The following is a 24259-nucleotide window of genomic DNA, read 5'->3' as shown; positions in this document are numbered from 1 at the left end:
CTGAAAAAACAGGGCCCGTCCCCCGGCGCGCTGATGCGTCAGCGCAGCGAGGGACGGGCCTTTAGCGTGATGAAGGATGAAGGGTCAGTCTTTCACATTCAAACCCCATCTGAGGTATTCGATCAGTAATTCGGTTTGTTCTTTCAATTTTATGCTTTCGGAATCGAGGATGGCGTGATCCACGGCGAGGCCGTCGACATAGGAAATGATGTATCTGGCAATGACCTGTGGATCGAACCGTGGGACGAATTCGCCTGCCTCTATCCCTTTTTCAATGATGTTCGCGGTGATTTGATAAGCATGATGATACCTTTCTCGCGCATGCTCCCGCCTTCTCTTCTCATTTCTGCCTGTAATGAAATACTCGAGCTTTGAAGGGGCTAACGGGTCCATATCATCATTGGCTTTCTTTTCTTCTCCCAAAAAGGTCATCAACAAGGCGTCCCAACAGGAGCCCTGCTCCTCGATCATGGACTGCAGGGACTCATCAATTATTTCTTTCTGCTGCTCCCCGATCACCGCTTCAAAGAGGTCTTCCTTATTATCAAAATACTGATACAAACCTCCCCTGCTCACTCCGGCTTTATCCATCACATGTTTCATCGTGGTATGTTCATATCCATGTTCAATGAAAACTTCCTCGGCAGCCTGCAATAATTGATTACGTCGCTGCTCCTTGTGTTCCTGGCTGACTTTCGGTGACATGTTTCTCCTCCTCTGCTACTTTTTTTCGAATGACGATCGATACAATGAAAAGCACGATCAACAACGAACCCGTCACGATAAAGGAAGGGATGATGCCAATCAGCGTGGCAAGAGCTCCCCCGGCCAATGGCCCGATGATCGTGGCTGTCGTCGTGGTGCTGTTGATGACTCCGAACACCCGTCCCGTCATATGGACAGGCGTTTTTTCTTGAACCGCTGCCTGAAATGGTATGAACACGAGGGCTGCGGTACCGCCGGCGAACAACCCGAGTGCAGGGAACCATACTACTGAAAGACCCACATCAAAATTAGTCAAGATCCCCATCAATCCAAATCCGAGTCCGATCCCAAATACTCCTATACACATATAGATGAATGCATTATAATCTGTTTTTTTAGATAGATAAATCCCCGTCAACAGCATCCCGACACCAGATCCCGTCACGGTATACCCGAACAAATCCGGTGATGCATCCGTCAGCTGCCGAAGCAGGACGATGATTTGGGAATCCGATAATTGGAGGATCAGAAGGCTGATTCCCAACAGGAATAACCCATACATCAAAAAGGTGCTTTTCTTCAGGAACTGAAACCCGACTTTTAATTCCTGTTTAAATGAAGATCCCTTTTCCTTCTTATCATCCTCGACAACGTTTTCAACTGCCTTCACTGCCTTAGGCAACAAGAGAATCAAGAGGGCTGAAATGAAAAATGTGGCTGAATCGATATAAAAGACATTCTGAGTACCCACCGTTGTAACAAGAATTCCACTTACAAGCGGACCGATCACCTTCGTACTTGAATCGATCATGGAGGTGAGGGACATCGCTCCCTTAATTTGTTCATCCGGAACGATTTCCTTCAGCTTCCCATTCTTCGCCGGAACAAAGACGGATGAAAAGATTCCGATGAGAAACAGACAAACGTAAACCATCCATACATTCGAGGCAATGGTCAATAGAAGAATGAGCCCCCCTCTGATCACATCCGATAGGATCATTAGCGTTTTCCGTTCCATCCTGTCTGCAATGGTCCCTGAAATCGGCCCCAATAAAGCCATAGGCAATGCCAGGCTGAGGATGATGAACGACATCTGCATCGGTGTTGCTTCCCATTTTAACCCGACCAGCGTAATGATCGCCACTATACTCAGCCAATCCCCCAAACTTGAAATGGCCTGTGCCGTCATCAATGTAATGAAATGTTTATTTTTTCTCAATGTTGTTGAATCCATATGATTATTGCCCCCTTTCACAAAATAGACAACAGTGTCGTTTTCTTATATTCATTATATCGACAACAATGTCACTTTTCAATCTATTTTTAAAAAAATCTGAAAATTAGGCTCTACTTAAGGAATGGATCTTTTCTCGACTTCCTCCCGTGAAAAGATCATACCTGCTTTAGAACGAATAGGTCATATTCAACAGAAATTGCCCTCCATATAGGCTATGCCAGCCGCTCCTAATTAAATTTAAAACTTCAGCTAAGGAGCATTCATTAAGCTTTTCCCAATGGGCATTTGCCTTTTTTTTTTGAAAAAATGATTAAAAAGGGTTCTAAAAGACACTAATGTCGTTTATAATAACGACACAGGTGTCACTTTTATTGAACCAACGGCATATGATTTAAAAACAACAAAATCAACTCCCTCGAAGAAAGGAGAATTCAAATGATCGTTGTTCTGTTCAGTTACATCTTTTCAAGTAACGAGGAAACAAAAAGGATCCATGATGAGATCCTGGACCGACGTGCAGATTTCAAGAACCGTATGTTTTGATTCCAAATAAAGAATGGAGGAGTTTTTATGTTAGCCATCATCAAACTATTTTTCTTCAGCAGTCACGATTCAGATGTGAAACGTATCAGTGATGAGATCCTGGACCGACGTGCAGATTTCAAGAACCGTATGTTTTGATTCCAAATAAAGAAAGGAGGAGTTTTTATGTTAGCCATCATCAAACTGTTTTTCTTCAGCAGTCACGATTCAGATGTGAAACGTATCAGTGATGAGATCCTGGACCGACGTGCCAGCCTGTACAATCACCTATTTTAAAGAACAACAGACGTTCACACATTATTGTTTTTAAGGAGACTGGTATGACGAAGTTTATATTGCTCAACCACTTTGCGTGCCCGTCATCATTCGTGTGTAGATTGCGGGCACACTGACCTACTCTTCACCTATATTTCCTCACTTATCAACCTTTGGACACATCCCAATAAGAAAAAGGCTCCGGGTCCAACTTGAACCGTGAAGCCTTTCAATGTTTTGAGATATTCCATCTGATGACTATGACTATGTCCATTGCCTTATAATCGGTTTGGTTTGTTGCTTCATTAAACGTCAAAATTGTGCCTGGGTTTAGAACGGTTTCCAAATCATGAGTAAAACGATGATGACATCGATGACGGAGGCTGTGATCATATATGGTTTAATGCCTCTTTTCATGTCAACATACGATTCTGGAATGTCGTCACCCTCTATTCCAGATACGTGATCGATTGCTTGCTTGAGCCCGGGTAAGATACGAAGGACATAGATCAGGACGGCGATCAGCAATAAGACGATGGCAGTGATATACCAGCCTTTCTGAAACAGTTCAGCATTCATTGCTCCCATTCCGAGGCCTGTCAAGAGTAATAAGATCGCTCCGAATTTTGGATAATCCGCCCCTTTATTCACGACACGCAATGCCAACTGCAGCTCTTTCAGTTTTTGCGGGAATGCGAGAATCAAAGGGAACAAGAACGTGGCACCGATTCCAACAATGGCAGAAAGAATGTGAATAGATAATAATACCTTATAAACCATACATACCACTCCCCATTTTCACAATTCGCAAGTCTTAGTACCTAAGCTAGTAATGTGTATGCTGGGCCAAAAGGTATTATTCCATCGTTTAATCCTTAATAAAGAAAGAAGGCCCGTCCCTCGATTTGGTAACGCGTTAACGCACCGAGGGACGGGCCTTCTAATGTCATTATGTTCCGCAAAATGTTCGGTAAGGAAGTGATGCCGGCGGAGCCGGTGCACAGTATTTTTCCTGCTCCGGAGAATGTTCGTATGGGTTGGATAGTGCCTCAAGCAGCTTCACCATCACGCTCATATCCCCTTTTTCAACGGCAGCTTCCAGGGCTTCTTCCACCCTGTGATTCCGCGGGATGACTGCCGGGTTGCTGTTTTTCATCAACGTCTGGACTGCTTCTTTGGACTCACGCTGCCGGCCGAGCCTCTCCTGCCAGCGCTCTTTCCACTGAGTAAATTCTTCTGAGGCAAATAGAGCGGAATTCCCTTGTGGATCAAACGTCAATGCCCGGAACGTATTGGTATAATCGGCCTTATGTTCATGCATCAGCCCCAGGAATTCTTCGATGAGAACCTTATCCTGCTCCTCTTCGCCGAAAATTCCCAATTTGGCCCTCATGCCCTTTAGCCAATTGGAATGATACAGCTTTGGAAACTCCGAAATCGCATCCTGGGCGAGTTGAAGGGATTTCTCCTCCTCTTCATGCAGCAGCGGAAGCAGTGTTTCTGCAAAACGTGCAAGATTCCAGCCGGCAATCGGCGGCTGATTGCCGTAAGCATAGCGCCCCTGTCGATCAATGGAACTGAAAACCGTCGCAGGGTCAAATGTGTCCATGAACGCACATGGTCCATAGTCGATCGTTTCTCCGCTGATCGTCATATTGTCGGTGTTCATCACCCCGTGTATGAAACCGGCCAGCTGCCATTTGGCGACCAGTGCCGCCTGACGCTTGATAACCGCCTGCAATAATGCGAGGTAACGATTCTCTGCATCTTCCGCTTCAGGATAATGGCGTTTGATCGCATAATCAGCCAAAGAGCGAAGGTCATCCTCTGACCCGAATCTTGAAGCATATTGAAACGTCCCGACACGCAGATGGCTGGCCGCCACCCGCGTAAGGATGGCGCCGGTCTGCTCGGTTTCACGGATGATCGATTCCCCTGTCGTCACCACAGCCAGGCTTCTCGTGGTCGGGATTCCAAGGGCATGCATCGCTTCACTGATGATATACTCTCGCAGCATCGGACCTAACCCGGCCCGACCATCGCCTCCACGTGAATAGGGAGTCCGCCCCGGTCCCTTCAGTTGGATATCCAGCCGTTCGCCTGCAGGCGTGATCTGCTCACCAAGCAGGATCGCGCGTCCATCGCCTAGCATGGTGAAATGCCCGAATTGATGCCCTGCATACGCTTGAGCAATGGGCTCGGCACCCTCAGGAGGCTCGTTTCCGGCAAACACCTCTACCCCGGATTCACTTTGCAGGATCTTTGCGTCGAGTCCCAGGGATTCAGCCAGCGAACCATTAAGGATGACCAGCTCCGGAGAACGCACGGGAGCAGGCAATTGTTTTTTGAAAAATGACTGCGGCAGTCCCGCATAGCTATTGTCAAAATTCCATCCCACTTCTGTTCGATTTTTTTCCTGCATCATCATGTCCCCTTCTTTACATTGATTTCTATAATTAATTTCATTTGCTTGTTCATCTTTATGTTAGTCATCTATCCCCATACTAACATAAGTACATCCACCATATAGTTTCCTCTGCCTGAGGATGGTTATACTTCCGCACAGGTACTGCTCCTTACTAATTTACTGCGTTAACGTATTGAGGGACTGTCCCTCAACCGAGTAAAGCGTTAATGCAACCGAAGGACTGTCCACAATTTCAGAAATGATTTAATATATGTTATAGAAAAAGTAAACGAGGTGCCCTCATGAAAATTGTAGAGACAGACCGGCTCATCCTTCGCTGGGTGGAAGAAAAAGACGCCGGGCTCATTTTTGCATTGCTGAATGAACCTGGTTGGCTAAAGTATATCGGTGACAAAGGTATCCGTACGCATGAGGATGCAGAAGCCTATATTCGATCCGGACCGAGGGCGATGTATGAGCGCGAAGGCTTCGGCCTTTTCTTGACGGAATTGAAGGAGGATCATACGCCGATTGGATTATGCGGATTGATAAAGCGGGAAGGTCTTGACGATGTCGATATCGGTTTTGCATTTCTCTCCGATTACCAATCCCAAGGATATGCATATGAGGCCGCAAGCGCTACATTGGAGTTTGCGGAGACGTGTGGGTTAAAGCGGATTGTGGCGATTACGACGAAGGATAACCACTCCTCCTCCAAACTTCTTGAAAAGCTTGGAATGAAGCTTGATGGCTTTGTAACTCTCCCGAACGATACAGAAGAATTGAAGAAGTATACACTCGTGCTGTAATCTGTACATTATGAAAGGCCCGTCCCAGACTGCGTTAACGCAGTCTGGGACGGGCGTCTATTTTTTATCGGTTTTAACCATATCCCCACCTTTTAATACCAGACAAAAATGTACGCTCTAAAAGAAAAAAGGGACATGAACTGTCCCCTCACCCCTTTTACTATTCAGCTCTAACATAATTGGTGTGGCCATCCACTTCCACATCTTTTGGCACTTTCAGCAGGATGAAATCACTGCCGAATCCCATGCTCGGACGCTCTGCATAAAACCAGCTTTTTGTATCGGAAAATTGTTGAAAAGGAAACCCCGACGCAAACTTGTTAACGTTCACGTAAACCATATCGGGCGCTTGAATGGAAAGAATCTTCCCTCTCAATTCCAATTTGGCTGATGATTTTTTTTCGGTCATGTCTATTCCATCGACGAATACATTCCCCGTGTAGTGTACGGCTTCAATGACCTCATCATCTGTATCCTTCTTTTGTACAAAGACCATAACGCGTTCCAATTCTTCATCTAAATGGGTAATGTCCAGTTTTTGATGAATGTATCTGAACGACCAGCTTTTTTTGTTGGTATAACCACGCTCAACATTTTCAAGCACTCCTGAATGAGCGGCATCCATGACTTTCATCTGCTCACTCTCAATCTCCTCCATCTCTTCCGCAGACACTATTTTGAACTCTGCTCCTTTGTCCGAGAGTACACTTAACGATAAAATGGCAGCCACCAGCAAGATGAGTGTATATCCAGTGATCATCCATCTGGTCTTCTTTGGACTGACCCTTCTCCTGCGGCTTGCCTTTACCACAAACGTTCCCACACCAGCTACAAGGAGGAGAATGATCAAGATAGGCAAAAACATCAACAACATACTCATTTTCTTACCTCCATTCGATTTGAAACTCCCATGCTTCCAAGAAGTAAGAGGAACGACACTCCAAGGATTTTTATAATAAAGACAAAAAAGGAGGTTTCCGAGCCAAAGAATGTTCCTGCATTCACGATTAAAGTCGGGTTCCCGGTCAACCCGTCAAGGATTAAGGCTCCAACGAACACTACCGGCAAGAGGATGGAGAAAATCTTGTTAAATTGGACCAACATCCCTACAAAATAACCTGTGCTTGAAAATAGAAAAATGTACAGGATCGATGCAGCAGTACCTGCCACTAATCCCGTCCCTGTCAAAGAATCAACAATAATCGTAGATTGATCTTTCACCATGAAGGTGATCCATTTGAAAAGATGGGTCGACAGATACACCGTGACACCCGCAAATACACTTGCTGAGAAGAGGAACAGAATATTGGAGTAATGACTGATCCTGCGGTTCGTCACGAATGCATAATCATCATACCGGTAAGCCTTGGTAGTAATGATAATCGCCGAAATGAAAGCCCAGATCATCATGAACACCTGGATGATATCACTTGTAATATAATGCACCTCATAATCGAGGGTCCCCGTTGATCCGCCGCTCATCCCGGTCCCGTTAAAAGAGAAGAAAATCCCGAGAAGCTGAATGACCATCAATGAAGAGAACACACCAAAATAGGATTTCAGTTTGTAGCGGTATTGTTTTTTCACGAGATTCCACGCATTAACCTCGGCTAAATACATCATCGATCCCCCCTTTTGATTGACTTGTCAAGTAACTGCAAGTATCTTCAGCCGATACTGCTGTCAGTTCTAGTCCCAGCGCTCTGGCTTCATCAAGCTCTGTTTGAGGACGGTCATTTTTTGTAACCGCATAGGTCATCCCTGCTCCCATGTCCTGCACATGAATCGGCTCGATCTCTCCCATCCATCCGATGACCTTTTCCGTTTTCCCCCGGACTCCTATCGCAAATTTCTTTAGCTCCTCAATCCCCATATGAAGATACTTCTCTCCCGCTTTAATCAGCAATATATCCTCCAGTAGGTCATCAACTTCGTCCAGCAGGTGGCTGGACAGAATGATCGTCCTCGGATGGGCGATATATTCTTTTAAGAGTGCCCGATAGAAATCTTTCCGTGTGGCAGCATCCATTCCGCTCGTCGGCTCATCGAAAATCGTAAGCGGGCAACGGGCAGCAAGGCCGATGATCATATTGAACGTACTCCTCATCCCTTTGGAGAGATTCCCATGATAATGATTAGGATTGAAAGAGAAGTAGGAAAAGAGTCGGTGAGCAAGTTCGCTGTCCCAATTTGGATAAAAGCTTCCTGCCGCTTCAAGCAATTCAAACAGCGTCAATCCACTGGAAAAACTCAATTCATTATCGATAAAGATGGTATTGGCGGATACTTTCAAGTTATTAAAAGGACTTTCTGAAAACACCCGTATGTCCCCTGAACTATGATGCAGATATCCTGCAATGATCTTGAGCAGAGTCGTTTTTCCCGCTCCGTTCCTTCCGATCAAACCTGTAATCTTATTTTCCGGTAATGTAAAAGTCAGATCGTTCAGGGCTTTATAACTCCCATATTGCTTTGATAATCCGTTACAAACTACTACACTCATGATTTTTCCCCCTTTTCCTTCCTGAGCATTTCCCTGATCATGGCGATCAGTTCCTCCTCTTCAACGTTCAATTGAACTGCCTCTTTTGCAAGATCAGTCACCATTCCGATAAGCGTCGTATTCTTTCTGTTTTTAAGAATGATCGCTCTGGCATTCGGAGCCACAAACATCCCTAGACCCCTCTTTTTATAAAGGATCTGTTCATCCGCCAGCAAGTTGATCCCCTTTGCAGCCGTTGCCGGATTGATGTTAAACATCTCTGCCAATTGATACTGTGAGTGAACCTTCTGATCGCATTCAATGACACCGCCAAGTATCTCCGTCTCGAGCCACTCCGCGATCTGCACATAAATCGGCTTCATACTATCAGGATTTAACACCAATAACCCACCACCTTCACTAACCACATTAGTACATTACTCATGTAACGCACTATATATTACCATTATATACAAAAATTCCTTTTTGTCACTAAAAAAGACAATTTTCTCCAGCGGAAATTGTCTTCGGGCGGCTGAACAGTGCCGCTTCACCGTTAAATAGATATAACGAAAAAAGACACGGTTTCCCATGTCCTTCCTGAATCTATGCGCCACGTGGCTTATTTCTACTTTTATTAACAAACAGTGTCATGATCAACAACGCAATCCCGATCATGCCGCCGGCAAATTCAGCTATGTAGAAATCCCCGTCCCTTACCAGCCGGATCAGGAAACCTCCGCCGAAGATGACAGTCAGGGCCATGCCAAAAAGGAATAAACCTTGCTTCATGTCAGCTCCTCCTTTTATTGCAGAGGCATGATTGACAAACAATTTGTCAATCATGCCTGAAATCAAATGTATCCTCCGGGACATCCAATGTATGTCCATTTATGATGACTGTATCATCATCCTTCCAAGTAATATCCACACTCTCCTCACGGTAACTCCAGTAGATCGTTTTCACTTTATCGTCTTTCTCATTAAAAATCAGCTCGCCGCGGACGGCATAAGATACGGTTGCTCCTTCGTCCGTGACATAAGCTTTTACCGTGTATGTACCATTTGGTGATGTTTCTTCCGTAAGAAAATCTCCTTGCGGCAGCCGGTCCAAGTCATAAAACAACCAGTATATACCATATACGGCCACTACAGCCACAATCAAACCGACAATAAAGAGAATGGTCAGTGTTCCTTTGAGGATTCTTTTTTTCTCGTCTTTAATAGCTCTGTCTGAATCCATGGCTTGAACTCCTTATCCTATCCATAGTATTTAGTAAAGCTAAATAGTAATCTGATTTTTATAGGATAAAATCTTCTCCCTCAATCGGCCTATCCTTGTAAAAATGATATATGTTTAACTTCACACAAAAAAGAGGCTCATTCGCCTCCCCCTCCGCAGCCGCCGTCTCCACCGCCAAAGCCTCCATCAAAGCCTCCGCAGTGATCCGTGCTGTCAGCGTCGCCTCCGTAATAAGTCGTGTGACTTCCACCGCCGTTATAGGTTCCTTTGGATGGGTTGGTCACTAGGATAGAGATCAAAATGATGATAAAGGGTACTATAATGAGTAAAAAAATTCCTGACATTTCCATCACCTCTTACTTCTATTTACGGAATCGAAAAGGAAAAAGTTTCAATTTTTTGTAAATAAAAAAGCCCCTCTTAAAGGAGCTTTCAGCAAAAACCTATTTAAAGATGATCGAAATGATTTCATCCATGCTCATTCCGCTTTCAATCTGGAATGTACCCGGTCTTAATTCATTTTCGAGACCGCGATTTTCAACTTCTTTATAGAACTTCATGCCGTCATCGATGATCTTTGCTTCTTCCAGTGCATTTCCGATGTCGATGCTCGTCATTCCCATGGAAACGTTCAGGATGGTGCGGTACACGACGCCGTCATCATCTTTCTTTTCTGTTTTTTCTTCGTTTTTATCTTCTTTTGTTTCATTTACTGCGGCGACCTGCTTGTTCCATTCGTCTTCTGTATGGACAACGAAGCCTTTTGTTGTCAATTGCTTGATCATTTCGTCTTCTGTCAGTTTCTCGGCTTTAACTGTTTTGGACGATTTCTCCGTGCTCTCCGCTTCTGTAGGGCCAAAGAAATAGAAGCCGCCGATTACAGTCGCCGCAAGCAATAGACCTAAAGCAAAACTGCGCAGGGAATTTGGTATCATTGTGCAACCATGCCCCTTTCAGCGCTTCTGGCCATGTATGGAGTAAGCATGCGCTCCACCTCATGTGAAGGAAGCTGTTTTTTTGATGCAATGCTTTCAATCGAATACCCGCGTTTATGCATATCAAGCATATCACGAAGCAAGAGGCGCTCTTCAGCGGAAGCTTCCATCGCCCCTGACTGCTGTGCAGTAATTTCAGCATCCAGCTGCATATTCCGTATCTGCTTCTCAAGCTCATGGATCTCATTCCGAACTGAAATCGAAACATGCTCCATTTGCTGTTCGAGTTGTGATTTTGAATGTGTCGTTTTAATAAACGATAAAATGAGCAGCACGACGGCTGTACCAAACAAAATGGCGATTACCCATCCCATCATGTGTTCCTCCCTTATGTATGAATCTATCATCCGTACTAAATTATACCTTGATATCCAGCGAAATTCGATTTAAAACGACAAAACCCCACGATAGTCCTGTGTTTATGACAGAATATCGGATGTCGGTTTGTTACATAGGGTCTATTTAATGCGGAAAATTGTCGTTGTTTTAAAGAGAATAATATTCCGCTTTAAAACAAAACTAATGAAGAATAACGAACCGGGAGGGAAACGCATGTCAAAGCCTACTCAAAACCAGCAGCACGAAGCGGCGAAGAAGCTTGCTGAAAAGCAGATGAGCGAAAAAGTAGAAATCGCATCTGTACAAGCAGACGGTAGCCAAAAGAACAGGAAATAGCGGGAATACAACAAGGAACTCCAACCAAGGGTTCCTTTTCTATTTGATTGAATACAAAAAAGCACCCCGTAAAGAGGTACTTTTCCAAAACTGATTATTTCATTATATAAACCCGCGCCTCATAAGGGCGCAGTTCCACTTCCCGAATGTCTTCTTCAGCATTTGCATCATAGTTACTGATAAGCAATTCACCCTTGCTTTCAAAATCAGCAGGCAGCTTGAATACCGGTGTGTCACCTGAGAAGTTCAGCATGACGATCATCGTCTGTCCTTCATATTGCCTTCTGTACGCATAAATCTGGTCGTGATCCGGCATGATGAGGTCATAGGAGCCGTAAACCATGATCGGGTTTTCTTTGCGAAGTCCGATCAGCTTGCGGTAGTAATGGAAGACTGAGTCCGGATCCGCCATCGCTTGTTTCGCGTTGATTTCTTTGTAGTTAGGATTTACTTTCAGCCAAGGCTCACCGGTCGTGAAACCACCATGCTCCGTGTCATCCCACTGGATCGGCGTGCGGGCATTGTCGCGGCCTTTCACATAGATGGATTCCATCACTTTGTCATGGTCTTCTCCGTTTCCAATCACTTTCTCGCGGTACATATTCAGTGTTTCGATGTCTTGATAGTCATCGATGGAATCAAATTTCACGTTTGTCATTCCAAGCTCTTCACCCTGATAAATATACGGCGTCCCTTTCAGCGTATGAAGGAATGTTGCGAGCATTTTCGCGGATTCGACCCGGTATTCCTTGTCGTTTGCGAAGCGAGATACCATGCGCGGCTGGTCATGATTGTTCAGGTAGAGGCTGTTCCATCCTTCTTGTTCAAGCCCTTTTTGCCATTTTGTAAAGCTGTCGCGAAGCGCGCTCATCTTCATTGGGCGAAGATCCCATTTGCCCCCGGGGCCTGCGTCGAGGTCCACATGTTCGAATTGGAAGACCATATTCACTTCTTTGCGTTCCTCTGCTGTATATAGCTTGGCTTCTTCCACATTCACCCCCGGCATTTCGCCGACCGTCATGACATCGTAACCCGAAAGTGCCTTTTCATGCATTTCCTGAAGATAGTCATGGATTTTCGGACCGTTCATGAAATAGTCGCCGCCCGGCGCATATTGGCGGCCATCAGGCTGCTCGGCATCAGGCAGTCCGTTTACTTTGGAAATGAAATTGATAACGTCCATCCGAAAGCCGTCGATTCCTTTATCGAGCCAGAATTTCATCATGTCGTACACTTCTTCGCGGAGCTTCGGGTTTTCCCAGTTCAAATCCGGCTGCTTCTGGCTGAACAAGTGCAGGAAATATTGATCCGTTGTCTCATCGTACTTCCAGGCAGACCCGCTGAAGCACGATTCCCAGTTATTCGGCTCGCTTCCATCTTTTCCGTCTCTCCAAATATAGTAATCCCGGTATGGATTGTCCTTCGATTTTCTGGACTCGACGAACCACGCATGCTCATCCGAGCTGTGATTCACAACAAGATCCATGATCAGCTTCAAGCCGCGCTTGTGCATCTCCTCAAGGAGACGTTCCCAGTCGGTCATCGTGCCGAACTCATTCATGATGTTTCGGTAATCACTGATGTCATAGCCGTTATCGTCATTGGGAGATTGATAGACCGGTGACAGCCAGATGACATCGATCCCGAGCTCCTTCAGATAATCGAGCTTTGAAATGATCCCTTTGATATCGCCGATCCCGTCGCCGTTTGAATCCATGAAACTGCGTGGATAAATTTGATAGATAACCGCTTCTTTCCACCATTGTTCAGACATATTACCGCTCCTTTACATTGTTGAATCTAGTTGATCATCAATCATTCTTCAATAAAGTTAGTATACTATGAAACCGGTTGCATTAACAGATATAAATCCGATGGCCTATCCCCCGTTACGTTAAGGCTGCACCGTAGCGAGGGACGGGCCTTTATCATGAACCCTTCAAGATTTCTCCTCTTTTATTCTGTTCCTATTAAAGTGGTATTGGTATACTTTTACTAATAGATTTATAAATTCCTAACTAGAAAGCGGGCGAGGAAATGCAGAAGAAAACGATTGGATTCATCGGTACCGGGGTCATGGGAAAAAGCATGGCTCGTAATCTCATGAAAGCTGGCTTTGGACTGAATGTATATACTCGGACGAAAGAAAAGGCTTCGGACCTTCTGGAAGAAGGGGCACGCTGGCAGGATAGTGTGGCAGCGCTTGCGAAAGAATCGGACATCATCATTACAATCGTAGGCTATCCAAGTGACGTGGAAGAAGTCTATTTAAACGACAATGGCATTTTGGCCAACGCCAAGAGAGGATCATATGTGATTGACATGACCACGTCATCTCCCGAACTGGCAAAAGCGATTTATGATCAAGCAAGAGAAGCTGGCATCCATGCATACGATGCTCCTGTTTCAGGCGGTGATGTCGGCGCCAGAAACGCTGCCCTCACCATCATGGCCGGCGGTGACAAAGAGCACTTTGAAGGCATCCTCCCTGCCCTGGAAGCAATGGGGAAAAATATCGTACTGCAAGGAGACGCCGGAGCCGGCCAGCATACGAAAATGTGCAACCAGATCGCGATCGCTTCCGGGATGCTTGGCGTCTGCGAGGCAATCTTTTATGCTGAAAAAGCAGGACTCCATCCGAAAACCGTGCTGCAAAGCATCGAAGCCGGAGCAGCAGGAAGCTGGTCCTTGTCAAACCTCGGCACCCGCATGATTGACGGAAACTTTGAACCCGGATTCTATGTGAAACATTTTATCAAGGACATGAAAATCGCGATTGATTCTGCTGAAAACATGAGTGTACCTGTTCCTGGACTGAAGCTTGCGAAGGAACTGTATGATCAGCTGAGTCAATCAGGCGGAGAGAACAAAGGAACGCAGGCACTTTATCAGTATTATGAAATCATGAGTCAGGCTGACTGATTTGAACGCCCGTCCCAGACTGCGTTAATGTGTTAACGCGTCGTGGGACTGGCCTCAACATTCTATTGAAGGTGATGTATATGATGAACCGATCGATATGTATTTTCCCCCAATTTAATAATATTGAAGAAATCGAAGAGTTGAGAGAAAAATATGATCCCCTGTATTCCTTCATTCCACCACACATCACGCTGGTGCATCCATTCGGAAGCAGTCTCTCGCTGCATGAGTTAATTAATCATATCAATAGCAGCTTAGTGGGAATCAAGCCTTTTGAAATCAGGCTGCAAACTGTATCGGGGGCAGCGGAACATTATTTATTTTTGAATGTGAAGAGTGGAAATGATTCTATTATCGAGCTTCGGGATCGATTGTACAAAGGAACACTTGAAAAGTTCCTGGCACGGGATATCAGCTATATGCCTCATTTGACAGTCGGTAAGCTAAAAAACGAAACAGCTTTCAAAGAAGCATTGAACCAAACGGCAAGCTTCAATACTCCTTTCACAACAACAGTAAGAAAGATTGTCGTTGAACAAATAGCGGATGACGGGACTTCAGAGATTGAGTATGAATATAGAATTTCTGAGTGACAATCCCTTCGCAATATCCAGATTGCATATATAAATGAAAGACCGCTCCTCGTTCCATCGACTTATTAACGGGCTGAAGGGCGACCTTTTGTTCCATCAATACTACATTATATTGTCCATATTAGATTTACCGGCTCATACAACAGCAATACTATATCGCGGACTTCCGTTTATGTTTTTCATTGATTATTTTTTTGTTGAGGATCCTGACTTCCCCTACCATCAGCAGCCTCATATCCTTTACGATATACTCCTCTAACTCTTCATCAGTAATGTCATCTCCATCAATATCAAGACGAAAATCCTGCCCCTGTAATCCCCCGCCATTTGTAAACTTGATTTCAAAGTCGAATATCACTCTTTTATCCATATACAATCCACCTCAGATCAGTTTCAGGTCGATATTATATATATTCTTGTTGAATGAAACAGTAACCCCAGGAATAAAAAAAGCTGAACGTCAGTTGCCTGACATTCAGCTATCCCTCACCAATGATGGCGTTATACTTTCAGTTAAAAATAAGTAATAATCATTAAGACAAAACTTACAACGGTAAATAAAACTGAGCCATAAAACACTGCTCCTACATTTGCTTTCAGCTCATTGTCCTTTTGAATTTTCCACCCTGCCGCACTGGCTCCCAGAGTGGCTCCTTTAGATAAAGTCCCTCCACTACTGTTAAAAAAGAAAAGTACAACAGCGATCCCAAGACCGATAAAGAAGCTCCATTCACCATATGAAAAAGAAAAAATGACACTTGCACCCCAAATCAATAAAGCAATTGTGATTGCTGACAGTAATGATTTTCCAATTATTTTATTCAAATAATAGCCCCCTTACCTATTATTCCTACGATTGACCAATTAGAAGGTTTCAATTTTCAGTCATAATATTTATTCAAAAATTTTACCCCGTTGAAGCTTGCCGCTAGCTAGAGCATGCAGAGGATAGTGCTATCCACCTATAATGCAACAAGAAGAGTGTCATAAATCTATTCCCATCCGTCTCATTTTTGTCTTTAAATTCATTGATTCATAAAATTTTATAGCATTTTCGTTAAACTCCCACACGCCCAATTCTAATGAATCTGCTTCTATAGTCTTTGCGAACTCCACTATTTTTCCAAAGAATATTTTCCCCATTCCTTTTCCTCTGTACTGACGATCGACACCAAAATCGTCCATGTAGACAACTTTCTTTGGAATGAGAATGGGTCTTGCCTCTGTATGTTTAATCGTAATGATTGTATAAGCGATTGGTTGGTCTCCTTCTAATAAGAATACTTTCGTGTTTTCTCCATCTATCAAGTTATTGAAATATTCTTTGTCTAACGTGGCATCAGCCATTTTATAATGGTCCGGTCTTTCCTTGGTATGGAATTCGTGAACTTGTCTTTGTATGTGATGAACCACTTCATAATCACTCTTTGTGGCTTCTCTCATGTGCATATCCAATTTACATCCCCCTTGATGTTTGTTGTTAACGGATTACTGTTAATAAATATAGAGAAAATCCAACCCGAGAACAGCTAAAAAATCCTTGATACCAATTATTTCAAACTGTCAGAATTTCCACAAGACACTTGTTCCATTAAATGGGCCATTAAAGGCATGATTACAAAAAACCTAATGAAAAAAAATTATCATTAGGCGTACATTAGACATATTAAGTTACCCATTTAGATTTACTTCAAAAAACAGTGCTGTCTCTCTAGAATACTATTTTCTACAAATGAAGTATGGCCCTCTCCTGCCCTTAAGGCACGAGCTCTGCCAGATGATCCATTATCAAATTCAGACCATCAACAACCCGCGAAACCCTCTCGCAGCATAATACGACTCTGCCCCATTATGATACAAGAAGACATGACCGAAGCGGAAATCGCAGAAAAGGGCACCGCCGAGTTCCCTGATATCAGCCGGTGTCTGCACCCAGCTCGATGTTTTCTTATCGAATCGTTCCAGGTCCTGCAGCGCTCTGTATTGTTCTTCCGTCAAAAGTTCGATTCCCATGGATACGGCCATGTCGATCGCGCTATTTTCCGGTTTATGTTTTTTTCTTGACTCCAGTGCTTCACGGTCGTAGCACACACTTCTGCGGCCTTTTGGACTTTCCGCTGAACAATCACAGAACATGTACGCGTCCTTTTTTTCATCAAACCCGATAACGTCCGGTTCACCGCCGGTCCGTTCCATTTCATTGAGCGACCATAGTTTTTCAGGATTTCCATCAAGCTTTTCTTGGACTTTAGCCCACTCATGGCCTTCATGGCGGTGCATGTTTTTCACAAAACGTGCTTTCAAAACGTTCAGTAATTCGTTGGTTTGTTCTTTTGTCAATTTGTTATCGCTGATTTTATTTGTCATGGAAAAATCCCTCCATATTATGATTGATTTATGTACATTCAAGATGTGTCTCCCGGAAACCTCCGTTCCATAACGGGTTCGGGGCTTCCGGCAAAATGTGAATCTAGTCACTCAGTTCTTTTACCATCATGATATCCTTCGTCACGATCTCCAAACCTAAGTCGGATTGATTTATTGACGGAACATCACTCTCATACACACCGATCACCTTTCCGCCACGCAGGTACGTTTCCTTCATGATGAGCCGGAAGATCGTTTCGAAATCATCTGTATATCTATCAGAAATGGAAACAGCCAAAGCCTCGGCATACCCCGTATCCGGCCTGATTGTCACCCCGATAACGGCAGCCGGCTTCCCTTCTCCTTCTATGACAAAAGAAAAGTCAAAGTCCACCGAACCGTAATATTCCTTCATCATATCGAGTTGCTGCTGGGTTGCTTGTCCATTCTGTTCTGTTACCGTTCTCCACTTTTCAAAATCAAACCCTTCCTCGATCCGCCATGGCCCATCCATTTGCGGAGAAAATGCAGTCTGTTCTTCCAAAATGGTGGTTCCCAAAATCGGGGATGCATTGGTGATGTCGAAGCCTTTGGATGTAAAATAATCCACTTGCTCTGTCCATTGTTCCCTGAAACGCTGAGCGAACATGTTGGCACCGAATTCCTCACTTGAGGCAAAATCAAAAACACGTTGGAAGAGATCGTCACGGATCATCTGATAGCCTTCTTTCACCCATGGATAACCGAGTGAAACAAACTTCTTTGAGCCGGTGAAGCTCATGTATCCCACCAGTTCTTCCCCATCAAATGCAAAGCATCTTGATTGAGGATGAAAATGTTCCCCTTCCTTGAAGAGCGTTGGTGATTTTGTACTTTTCCAGGCATAAGGCAGGTCTGCTGTGGCTTTTTTCCAAAACTCATATTGCATATCCATATCTTGTTCATCTTCATAGAAGCGATAGTGTATATTCACTTTTTCCCCTCCCCTTCTAAAAAGTATTTCTCTATGTAGAGTCTGAATCCTCTAAATTCGCAATTGCAATTGTTTACAAATGATCATCATCTGCTTCTTCTAGAATAACATGAAAAAATAATCCACACTTCAAATGAAAAGAACCTAATGAAATCACTCTCATTAGGCACACGTATGTCTATCAAGTTATCATTCTTCTTTACCTCATTAACGTATCGAGGGACGGGCCTCTATAATGATGAAACCCTCTTACCTGCAACTTCTTCAATCGCGAGGGATTGTACTTCCCTGTATTCAAACTCGAGTTTTTTGAAAATGCTGTCCCAGGAGAGGTGCTCAGCTTTTTCTCTTGCTTGCCGGCTCATGGATTGATGCAATTCCTCGTTTTCTGTAATTCCTTTGATTGCCTCTATGAAGGATTGGTAGTGATGGGCTTTCGCAATCCTGCCGTTTATTCCGTCTTCCACTATGGTGGTGACTCCCCCTTTGTCAGCAACGATGGCCGGGAGTCCTGAGGCAAATGCCTCTAACACGACATTCCCGAATGTTTCAGAAGCGGACGGGAAAACGAAGAGATCAGAGGAAGCGTAGGTATCTGCCAGATCCTCTCCGTTCAGGTAACCGGTGAACAAGACGTTTTCACCGTGTAAATCACTTTCCATTTCTTTTTTCAGCGGCCCGTCACCGACGATGGTCCATTGAACCCTATCTTTGACAGCTTGGGGCATGAGCTTGATGATCTTCGTCAACGTATCCAGATCCTTTTCAGGAGCCAGTCTTCCTACGTATAACAAAGTAAGTTTATCGTGGAGCTGGCTGGCATCCCGCATTCCTTTGCTTCGTTTACTTGGAGAAAACATTTCACAGTCCACTCCCCTGCTCCAAATCGACAGATGCTCGAATCCTTTTGATTCAAGATGTTCTTTAGTATCAGTGGATGGGACGAAGATCCTGCGGGCAGTGGAATGAAACCACTTCATATATTTCCATAGCAATGGGGACAGCCAAGTCATCTTATAATAATCCAGGTAAAAATCAAAATGTGTATGATAGGAGGCAACTAGTGGGATATTCATTTTCTTTGCACAGCGGACACCGATCAGCCCCATCGTCAGTGGTGTGGTGACATGGATGAGCGTAGGAGAGAATTCTTTCAGCTGCTTTTCGATCGTATGGGGATTGGCGATAGCTGTCCGGCACTCAGGGTAAAAGATAAAAGGAAAGCTTGTAAACGAATGGACGTTGGGATACTGTTCCTTCCGATCATCGGTTTCAGGCACGAATACCTTGTATTCGATGCCCCTCTTTTCAAAATAATCGGTCAGCCTTTTCAATGTTTTCGCCACCCCATTTACTTGGGGGTGGTACGTATCGGAAAACAAAGCGATTCTCATCTTGAGCCCTCCTTTTTCGTGATTCCGTTTTTCTCTATGGGTCTTGCCTGTTGACACCTAGTACAAAAAGGAAACCAAAACCGCTGTGCCCAATGCCAGGAACGCACCCGCCATCACATCGGAAGGATAGTGCACGCCTAGTACGACTCTCGAGTAGGCAACCAGCGCACTGATGGGAAACAAGATCACGATGGCCGATGGATAGTGAAGCAAGAACGGGATCGTGATGGAAAAGATGGCCGTGGAGTGGCCTGACGGAAATGAGTGATCCTCAAATGGATGTCCGTGCAGCATCACATCAGGCAGTGAAAGATATGGACGGATCCTTTTCACTGAACGCTTAATGACATGCATGAAGAAATGACTGACACTCAAGACAAGGAAGGCTTGAAAGACGGCTGGTCTGATGGAAGGATAGAATACGCTTATAAGAGCCAATGCGAGGATGGAAAGAATGGAGAATCTGGCACCTCCCAAGTGTGTGATCAACCCAAAGAAGGAGCGGTACAATTGCTTGCTGCCGTTAATTTTGTAAAATAGCTGTTGATCCATCTTATGAAGTCCTGTAATCATTCGATCCATTGAAATCACCCCTTTGAATAGTCACCTCCATTATAATTCCGGATTGTTATGCCTCTTATAAGGAGTGGTAAAAAAGTGTAAATTTCAATGGGTTGAATTGTAAAAGTAGAAGTGAAAACAAAAAGGAGAACGAGGCTGACTGCTCGTTCTCCTTTTGTTTACCTGGATGCTTTTGAAGTCTCTTTTTCGATTTCCAGCCTGCTGCTCCCCATGCGATACACAAAGAACAGTGCAATGATCAGGGGAATCAAAGCATAGGAAAATGTCGTCGTGATCGAATCGGACGTGGCCGTCGTGATTTTTTCCAGGACAGGGGCAGGAATCATCTCACGCATTTCCGGTTCGAAGATGCTTCGCGGATCTCCGCCGCCCGGGAAGGATTGTCCCCCTCCCTGACCTTTGAATGCTTCTTCCAGATTGGAAGTGAAAAGCTTTGTCTGCAGCGTTCCATATACCGTGATCCCGATCGTCATCCCAAGCGAACGGAAGAACGCATTGGTTGAGTTGGCCGATCCCCTGAATCGCGGATCAAGCTTATGGATCGTCGCATTGGGAAGAAGCGAAAAGGAGAACCCGACACCAAAGCCGCTCAGGATCATATAGAGCGTCAAGAGGATCCTGCTCGTGTCCGGACCCATCGTTGTAAGAAGCAGCATCCCTGTGATGAAGGCGATGATAGACACCCACATGATGTTCCGGTAACTGGTCTTCGTCATCCGCATCCCGGCAATCGCACTACCGACCACAGATCCAAGCATTAACGGCGTCAATATCATCCCTGCATTCGTGGCAGAACCTCCATACACTGATTGAACGAAAATCGGGATCAGGATGGTCAGGATGATGAACGCCGCACCGTACAAAAAGGCAAGTGCCTGAGAGGATGCAAACAATGGACTCTTGAACATCCAGAACGAGATGATCGGCTCTGCTGCCTTTCGTTCAATGAATATGAAGCTTATGATGAACACAAAAAATGCCGCCAGCAATCCAATGATCTGCCAGGAAGCCCAGGCGAACTCCTTCCCGCCAAGTTCAAGGGCAAACATCAAGCTCACCACCGCAATGACAAGAGTGATGGCCCCTCCCCAATCGATTCGCTGATCGGACCGCTGCGGAGATTCTTTATACGCAGTGATGATGAAGAATAATGAAAGAAGCCCAATAGGCAGGTTCACGTAAAACACCCAGTGCCAGCTGAGATTGTCGGTCAGGAACGCACCAATCAGCGGCCCGAATACAGAAGCTGATCCGAATACAGCCCCAAGTATACCCGTCATCTTCCCTCTTTTCTCAGGAGGAAAAATATCAAATACGATCGTAAACGCTATCGGGAGTAGCGCTCCTCCCCCGATTCCCTGAATCGCCCTGAAAATACTCAGCTGCACGATATCCTGTGCAATCCCGCAAAGTGCCGAACCAATCAGGAAAATGGTAAGACCGAATATGTAAAACCGCTTCCTGCCATACATGTCGGACAGCTTTCCGAAAATCGGCATTCCGGCCATGACAGCCACCATATAAGCAGACGTCACCCAGACAAACTTGTCGAGCCCGCCAAGATCGGAAACAATCGATCCAAGCGCAGTCGCCACAATGGTATTATCCATCGCCGACATCAAGATCCCGAGCAAGAGACCTGCAAGCGCCAGCTTCATATTGCTTTCTTTTGCTACCATATATGTCACCCTTTTTATGTAAGAAATGTGCTAATGTCCCTTTCATTATAGACTTTTGGCAAGATATGTCTAGTTTAAAACGGCCTGATGAAAAGACGGTCATGCAAGTAAAATCAAGCAGTAGTTCATTTCCCATGAACATAATCCTGGTGAAATACTCTTTTAATTTGGAATAATTAGGAATATAGTAGAGGGAAGGGGGATGGTTAACATGTCAAAAAAACGTATATGGGGGTTCACTTTCGTCATCAGCCTTGGGTTCATGCTTGCCATTTATGGATTTGGCCTTGATTTTCAATTCCTGAAATATGACGTCAATGAAAAGAATCAACTGGTCATGTACGACGGTTTCAGCGGACCTCATCCCATTGGAGGCAGCGATGTCAGCAATGAACGGGAGAGCTTGGCGGTCATGGGAGAGTACATGAGTGAATTCAACAACTGGCTCCTCTTCGGAATTCTGATCACTCCTTTGTTTATTGCTTCTTACTCTGTCCTGCTCAGTGAAAAGTGGGAGGGGAACAAATCGAAAAGAAAAAAATTCCTTTTCTGGACCCTCGGAGCAAACAGTGTCGTGATTGCCTGCGCGGTCATCGTTTGGGTCCGGTATATCAATCTGGTTAACGATGCTTTTCATGATGTGTTATTTTAATAAGCATTAGATTGTATTGAAAATGGAAATGCCTATTTGGGGATTTCCTTTTTTCATGCCCAATCAGGTGCTCGATAAAGCACCTGAAAAGATCTTCAAAGGAAATGCCAACGACAATGAACGGGTGACTTATAAGTGTGTTACCTAACGTTGTAATGGTTCACCATGCAAATATTACTCATTATCTTCGGTATAAGTATGTTTGCTATTGGTCAGTTTCTGTAAGTCTCCTCTATAAAACGTATCTTTCAATTCCTGCATTTTAAAAGGAATGATAGGAGATAGATAAGGTACACCTACTGATTTTAGACTCACCATATACATGATCAGAATGGTCGTCGCAATGATGATACCGGTAAATCCAAAAAAATTAGCAACCAGCAAAAAAAGGATTCTTATTACGGTATCAGGTGCCGCAAGTCCCCTGTTAACACCTAAGAAGCTGGAAAGAGCTGTTATCCCGATAACGATTAGACTCACTGGGTGAATTAACTTTGCCGTAACCGCTGTTTCACCGATCACGATTGTCCCAATTAAAGAAATCAAAAGCACCGCACTTTGCGGAAGACGAAACGAAACATCCACTAACATTCTGATCAAAAATAAAAGAATAACCATTTCCCAAAAAGTTGGAAGTAATTCATCCTTGGAAATGATTGCTTTTGAAATCTTGTCTGGCAAATCATCTTTATGGAAATTTGCGATCGCAATATATATGGCAGGCAGATAAACCCCTATAAAAAAAGAGATCAATCGGATGATTCTGCTAGTGAACCTGCCCAGCGATATATGGTAATCATCAGGTGCCTGAGTAAAATCAATAAATAAAGCAGGAGCTATGATAGCAAAAGGGTACCCATCAACAATGATGACCACTCTTCCTTCAAATAAAGTGGATACTACCCCATCAATCCGTTCAGAATGTCTTACCCGTGGAAAGAAAGAACTCGGTTTTCCTTCTAATGCATCCTCTACTACTCTTTCAGTAAGGACATACTTTATCTTAAGACTCTTTACCCTTTTTTTTACTTCTTTTAATATTCCTTTATCGACAATACCTTCAATATATAAGATCGAAACAGATGTTGGTGAAATGGTGCCTACTTCCACTGTTTCCACACAAAAATCTGGAGTTTTTATTGACCCCCTTATCAAATTAATATTTGTTTTGATTTTTTCCGTTAATCCTATTTGTGGGCCTCGTACCGAACGCTCTCCTGTTGATGCTTCAACACTTCTTTCCGCCCACTTCGGGGATGGAATAATGATTACTTGCTGATACCCGTTTATCAGTAATACGGTACTTCCCCGTACGATCGCATTGATCATTTCTTTAAACTCAGCAGTCGTTTTCACATTTGCAGATTCAATCATTCTTTCAATTATTTGATCTACGATGGATACCTCGGAGCTATCAGTTTGGAAAGGTTCTAACAAAGGCTTAATCACATTTTCCTGAATAAGATCTGCATCAATAATTCCGTCCAGATAGACAACATTCATTTCCAGCGTATCGTTGAAACCCGCCCTTATTTTTCTTACGATAAGGTCAGATGAATCATGAAACGTATTCTTTATATGTTTAATATTTTCTTTAAGGCATTGTTGAATTTCTATGTTCGACATCCTTCATCCTCCCTTAAAGGTAGTATGAGGAAATGGCAAAATACTATACTTTTTCTGATACCCTGATCCTTTCAAAAAAGAAAAAGGCTGCTTTTTACGCAGCCTGATCTTTCAGGAAAA

The 24259-nt window shown here is 44.2% G+C and carries 28 protein-coding genes; 5 read left to right on the top strand and 23 right to left on the bottom strand.

Annotated elements, in window-relative coordinates:
• Positions 1-84 precede the first annotated feature (84 nt).
• From ACUXV2_RS03320 to ACUXV2_RS03305, 4 genes are all read right to left on the bottom strand, one after another.
• On the bottom strand, positions 85-705 hold the full coding sequence (locus tag ACUXV2_RS03320; RefSeq protein ID WP_446245648.1) for a TetR/AcrR family transcriptional regulator: 621 nt from the start codon (positions 703-705) through the stop codon (positions 85-87).
• On the bottom strand, positions 662-1939 hold the full coding sequence (locus tag ACUXV2_RS03315) for an MFS transporter (RefSeq protein ID WP_446245647.1): 1278 nt from the start codon (positions 1937-1939) through the stop codon (positions 662-664). Before ACUXV2_RS03315 ends, ACUXV2_RS03320 begins: the two co-directional genes overlap by 44 nt.
• A gap of 1131 nt (positions 1940-3070) precedes the next feature.
• Positions 3071-3520 carry a DUF2269 family protein gene (locus ACUXV2_RS03310; protein WP_446245646.1) on the bottom strand — a complete coding sequence of 150 codons (450 nt, stop codon included), beginning with the start codon at positions 3518-3520 and terminating at the stop codon, positions 3071-3073.
• Positions 3521-3689: 169 nt separating this feature from the next.
• The gene (locus ACUXV2_RS03305; RefSeq protein WP_446245645.1) at positions 3690-5165 is read right to left on the bottom strand and encodes a protein adenylyltransferase SelO; all 1476 of its coding nucleotides are present in this window, start codon (positions 5163-5165) and stop codon (positions 3690-3692) included.
• A 284-nt stretch (positions 5166-5449) separates the two neighbouring features.
• On the opposite strand from ACUXV2_RS03305, the gene ACUXV2_RS03300 reads away from it, so the two are divergent.
• Positions 5450-5956 (top strand): GNAT family N-acetyltransferase, encoded by a 507-nt coding sequence (locus tag ACUXV2_RS03300; RefSeq protein WP_446245644.1) that lies wholly within the window; start codon positions 5450-5452, stop codon positions 5954-5956.
• A gap of 160 nt (positions 5957-6116) precedes the next feature.
• On the opposite strand, the gene ACUXV2_RS03295 is transcribed toward ACUXV2_RS03300, so the two are convergent.
• The 9 genes from ACUXV2_RS03295 to ACUXV2_RS03255 form a co-directional block, all read right to left on the bottom strand.
• Positions 6117-6836, bottom strand: a complete 720-nt coding sequence (locus ACUXV2_RS03295; protein WP_446245643.1) for a hypothetical protein — start codon at positions 6834-6836, stop codon at positions 6117-6119.
• Entirely contained in the window at positions 6833-7579 is a 747-nt protein-coding gene (locus tag ACUXV2_RS03290; RefSeq protein WP_446245642.1) for a hypothetical protein, read from the bottom strand. Before ACUXV2_RS03290 ends, ACUXV2_RS03295 begins: the two co-directional genes overlap by 4 nt.
• Positions 7557-8459 (bottom strand): ABC transporter ATP-binding protein, encoded by a 903-nt coding sequence (locus tag ACUXV2_RS03285; protein ID WP_446245641.1) that lies wholly within the window; start codon positions 8457-8459, stop codon positions 7557-7559. The genes ACUXV2_RS03290 and ACUXV2_RS03285 overlap by 23 nt, the downstream gene beginning before the upstream one ends.
• Positions 8456-8842, bottom strand: a complete 387-nt coding sequence (locus tag ACUXV2_RS03280) for a GntR family transcriptional regulator (protein WP_446245640.1) — start codon at positions 8840-8842, stop codon at positions 8456-8458. The genes ACUXV2_RS03285 and ACUXV2_RS03280 overlap by 4 nt, the downstream gene beginning before the upstream one ends.
• Positions 8843-9044: 202 nt before the next feature.
• The gene (locus tag ACUXV2_RS03275; RefSeq protein WP_446245639.1) at positions 9045-9230 is read right to left on the bottom strand and encodes a hypothetical protein; all 186 of its coding nucleotides are present in this window, start codon (positions 9228-9230) and stop codon (positions 9045-9047) included.
• 46 nt (positions 9231-9276) lie between these two features.
• Positions 9277-9681: a DUF5412 domain-containing protein gene (locus tag ACUXV2_RS03270; RefSeq protein ID WP_446245638.1), complete on the bottom strand. Its 405-nt coding sequence runs from the start codon at positions 9679-9681 to the stop codon at positions 9277-9279.
• Between the two features lie 137 nt (positions 9682-9818).
• Positions 9819-10025, bottom strand: coding sequence for a hypothetical protein (locus tag ACUXV2_RS03265; protein WP_446245637.1), 207 nt, complete (start codon positions 10023-10025; stop codon positions 9819-9821).
• A gap of 99 nt (positions 10026-10124) precedes the next feature.
• Complete coding sequence (locus tag ACUXV2_RS03260; protein WP_446245636.1) at positions 10125-10616, bottom strand: hypothetical protein; 492 nt, start codon at positions 10614-10616, stop codon at positions 10125-10127.
• On the bottom strand, positions 10613-10990 hold the full coding sequence (locus ACUXV2_RS03255; protein ID WP_446245635.1) for a hypothetical protein: 378 nt from the start codon (positions 10988-10990) through the stop codon (positions 10613-10615). The genes ACUXV2_RS03260 and ACUXV2_RS03255 overlap by 4 nt, the downstream gene beginning before the upstream one ends.
• 238 nt (positions 10991-11228) lie before the next feature.
• Here ACUXV2_RS03255 and ACUXV2_RS03250 point away from each other — a divergent pair, with 238 nt between their 5' ends.
• Complete coding sequence (locus ACUXV2_RS03250) at positions 11229-11351, top strand: hypothetical protein (protein WP_446245634.1); 123 nt, start codon at positions 11229-11231, stop codon at positions 11349-11351.
• A gap of 94 nt (positions 11352-11445) precedes the next feature.
• Here ACUXV2_RS03250 and ACUXV2_RS03245 read toward each other — a convergent pair whose 3' ends face one another.
• Positions 11446-13125, bottom strand: coding sequence for a glycoside hydrolase family 13 protein (locus ACUXV2_RS03245; RefSeq protein WP_446245633.1), 1680 nt, complete (start codon positions 13123-13125; stop codon positions 11446-11448).
• Positions 13126-13388: 263 nt separating this feature from the next.
• Here ACUXV2_RS03245 and ACUXV2_RS03240 point away from each other — a divergent pair, with 263 nt between their 5' ends.
• On the top strand, positions 13389-14273 hold the full coding sequence (locus ACUXV2_RS03240) for an NAD(P)-dependent oxidoreductase (protein WP_446245632.1): 885 nt from the start codon (positions 13389-13391) through the stop codon (positions 14271-14273).
• A gap of 83 nt (positions 14274-14356) precedes the next feature.
• On the top strand, positions 14357-14866 hold the full coding sequence (locus ACUXV2_RS03235; RefSeq protein WP_446245631.1) for a 2'-5' RNA ligase family protein: 510 nt from the start codon (positions 14357-14359) through the stop codon (positions 14864-14866).
• A gap of 151 nt (positions 14867-15017) precedes the next feature.
• Here the strand turns inward: ACUXV2_RS03235 and ACUXV2_RS03230 are convergent, their stop codons facing one another.
• From ACUXV2_RS03230 to ACUXV2_RS03195, 8 genes are all read right to left on the bottom strand, one after another.
• Positions 15018-15236, bottom strand: coding sequence for a cyclase (locus ACUXV2_RS03230; RefSeq protein ID WP_446245630.1), 219 nt, complete (start codon positions 15234-15236; stop codon positions 15018-15020).
• 143 nt (positions 15237-15379) lie between these two features.
• Entirely contained in the window at positions 15380-15691 is a 312-nt protein-coding gene (locus tag ACUXV2_RS03225) for a hypothetical protein (protein ID WP_446245629.1), read from the bottom strand.
• Between the two features lie 159 nt (positions 15692-15850).
• Entirely contained in the window at positions 15851-16315 is a 465-nt protein-coding gene (locus ACUXV2_RS03220; protein WP_446246994.1) for an N-acetyltransferase family protein, read from the bottom strand.
• Between the two features lie 345 nt (positions 16316-16660).
• Entirely contained in the window at positions 16661-17233 is a 573-nt protein-coding gene (locus tag ACUXV2_RS03215) for a DUF4256 domain-containing protein (protein ID WP_446245628.1), read from the bottom strand.
• A 103-nt stretch (positions 17234-17336) separates the two neighbouring features.
• Positions 17337-18206, bottom strand: a complete 870-nt coding sequence (locus ACUXV2_RS03210) for a hypothetical protein (RefSeq protein ID WP_446245627.1) — start codon at positions 18204-18206, stop codon at positions 17337-17339.
• 230 nt (positions 18207-18436) lie between these two features.
• Positions 18437-19600 carry a glycosyltransferase family 4 protein gene (locus tag ACUXV2_RS03205; RefSeq protein WP_446245626.1) on the bottom strand — a complete coding sequence of 388 codons (1164 nt, stop codon included), beginning with the start codon at positions 19598-19600 and terminating at the stop codon, positions 18437-18439.
• A 57-nt stretch (positions 19601-19657) separates the two neighbouring features.
• A complete protein-coding gene (locus ACUXV2_RS03200; RefSeq protein WP_446245625.1) occupies positions 19658-20182 on the bottom strand; it encodes a phosphatase PAP2 family protein in 525 nt (174 codons plus the stop codon).
• Between the two features lie 158 nt (positions 20183-20340).
• Positions 20341-21861: an MDR family MFS transporter gene (locus tag ACUXV2_RS03195; RefSeq protein ID WP_446245624.1), complete on the bottom strand. Its 1521-nt coding sequence runs from the start codon at positions 21859-21861 to the stop codon at positions 20341-20343.
• 211 nt (positions 21862-22072) lie between these two features.
• On the opposite strand from ACUXV2_RS03195, the gene ACUXV2_RS03190 reads away from it, so the two are divergent.
• Entirely contained in the window at positions 22073-22513 is a 441-nt protein-coding gene (locus ACUXV2_RS03190) for a hypothetical protein (RefSeq protein ID WP_446245623.1), read from the top strand.
• Positions 22514-22687: 174 nt separating this feature from the next.
• On the opposite strand, the gene ACUXV2_RS03185 is transcribed toward ACUXV2_RS03190, so the two are convergent.
• Positions 22688-24139, bottom strand: coding sequence for a spore germination protein (locus ACUXV2_RS03185; RefSeq protein WP_446245622.1), 1452 nt, complete (start codon positions 24137-24139; stop codon positions 22688-22690).
• Positions 24140-24259: the final 120 nt, after the last annotated feature.

The organism is Rossellomorea sp. NS-SX7 (assembly GCF_052828565.1).
Note: the sequence above shows the minus strand (reverse complement) of the source record. Positions and strands in the feature narration are given on the sequence as shown.

Coding starts and splice junctions, on each gene's coding strand:
- ACUXV2_RS03295 (WP_446245643.1), bottom strand. CDS start 6,836: ATGAGTATGTTGTTGATGTTTTTGCCTATCTTGATCATTCTCCTCCTT.
- ACUXV2_RS03270 (WP_446245638.1), bottom strand. CDS start 9,681: ATGGATTCAGACAGAGCTATTAAAGACGAGAAAAAAAGAATCCTCAAA.
- ACUXV2_RS03275 (WP_446245639.1), bottom strand. CDS start 9,230: ATGAAGCAAGGTTTATTCCTTTTTGGCATGGCCCTGACTGTCATCTTC.
- ACUXV2_RS03220 (WP_446246994.1), bottom strand. CDS start 16,315: ATGCACATGAGAGAAGCCACAAAGAGTGATTATGAAGTGGTTCATCAC.
- ACUXV2_RS03185 (WP_446245622.1), bottom strand. CDS start 24,139: ATGTCGAACATAGAAATTCAACAATGCCTTAAAGAAAATATTAAACAT.
- ACUXV2_RS03320 (WP_446245648.1), bottom strand. CDS start 705: ATGTCACCGAAAGTCAGCCAGGAACACAAGGAGCAGCGACGTAATCAA.
- ACUXV2_RS03235 (WP_446245631.1), top strand. CDS start 14,357: ATGAACCGATCGATATGTATTTTCCCCCAATTTAATAATATTGAAGAA.
- ACUXV2_RS03285 (WP_446245641.1), bottom strand. CDS start 8,459: ATGAGTGTAGTAGTTTGTAACGGATTATCAAAGCAATATGGGAGTTAT.
- ACUXV2_RS03305 (WP_446245645.1), bottom strand. CDS start 5,165: ATGATGCAGGAAAAAAATCGAACAGAAGTGGGATGGAATTTTGACAAT.
- ACUXV2_RS03190 (WP_446245623.1), top strand. CDS start 22,073: ATGTCAAAAAAACGTATATGGGGGTTCACTTTCGTCATCAGCCTTGGG.
- ACUXV2_RS03315 (WP_446245647.1), bottom strand. CDS start 1,939: ATGGATTCAACAACATTGAGAAAAAATAAACATTTCATTACATTGATG.
- ACUXV2_RS03290 (WP_446245642.1), bottom strand. CDS start 7,579: ATGATGTATTTAGCCGAGGTTAATGCGTGGAATCTCGTGAAAAAACAA.
- ACUXV2_RS03265 (WP_446245637.1), bottom strand. CDS start 10,025: ATGTCAGGAATTTTTTTACTCATTATAGTACCCTTTATCATCATTTTG.
- ACUXV2_RS03240 (WP_446245632.1), top strand. CDS start 13,389: ATGCAGAAGAAAACGATTGGATTCATCGGTACCGGGGTCATGGGAAAA.
- ACUXV2_RS03245 (WP_446245633.1), bottom strand. CDS start 13,125: ATGTCTGAACAATGGTGGAAAGAAGCGGTTATCTATCAAATTTATCCA.
- ACUXV2_RS03300 (WP_446245644.1), top strand. CDS start 5,450: ATGAAAATTGTAGAGACAGACCGGCTCATCCTTCGCTGGGTGGAAGAA.
- ACUXV2_RS03195 (WP_446245624.1), bottom strand. CDS start 21,861: ATGGTAGCAAAAGAAAGCAATATGAAGCTGGCGCTTGCAGGTCTCTTG.
- ACUXV2_RS03230 (WP_446245630.1), bottom strand. CDS start 15,236: ATGGATAAAAGAGTGATATTCGACTTTGAAATCAAGTTTACAAATGGC.
- ACUXV2_RS03250 (WP_446245634.1), top strand. CDS start 11,229: ATGTCAAAGCCTACTCAAAACCAGCAGCACGAAGCGGCGAAGAAGCTT.
- ACUXV2_RS03255 (WP_446245635.1), bottom strand. CDS start 10,990: ATGGGATGGGTAATCGCCATTTTGTTTGGTACAGCCGTCGTGCTGCTC.
- ACUXV2_RS03215 (WP_446245628.1), bottom strand. CDS start 17,233: ATGACAAATAAAATCAGCGATAACAAATTGACAAAAGAACAAACCAAC.
- ACUXV2_RS03200 (WP_446245625.1), bottom strand. CDS start 20,182: ATGGATCGAATGATTACAGGACTTCATAAGATGGATCAACAGCTATTT.
- ACUXV2_RS03205 (WP_446245626.1), bottom strand. CDS start 19,600: ATGAGAATCGCTTTGTTTTCCGATACGTACCACCCCCAAGTAAATGGG.
- ACUXV2_RS03260 (WP_446245636.1), bottom strand. CDS start 10,616: ATGATACCAAATTCCCTGCGCAGTTTTGCTTTAGGTCTATTGCTTGCG.
- ACUXV2_RS03310 (WP_446245646.1), bottom strand. CDS start 3,520: ATGGTTTATAAGGTATTATTATCTATTCACATTCTTTCTGCCATTGTT.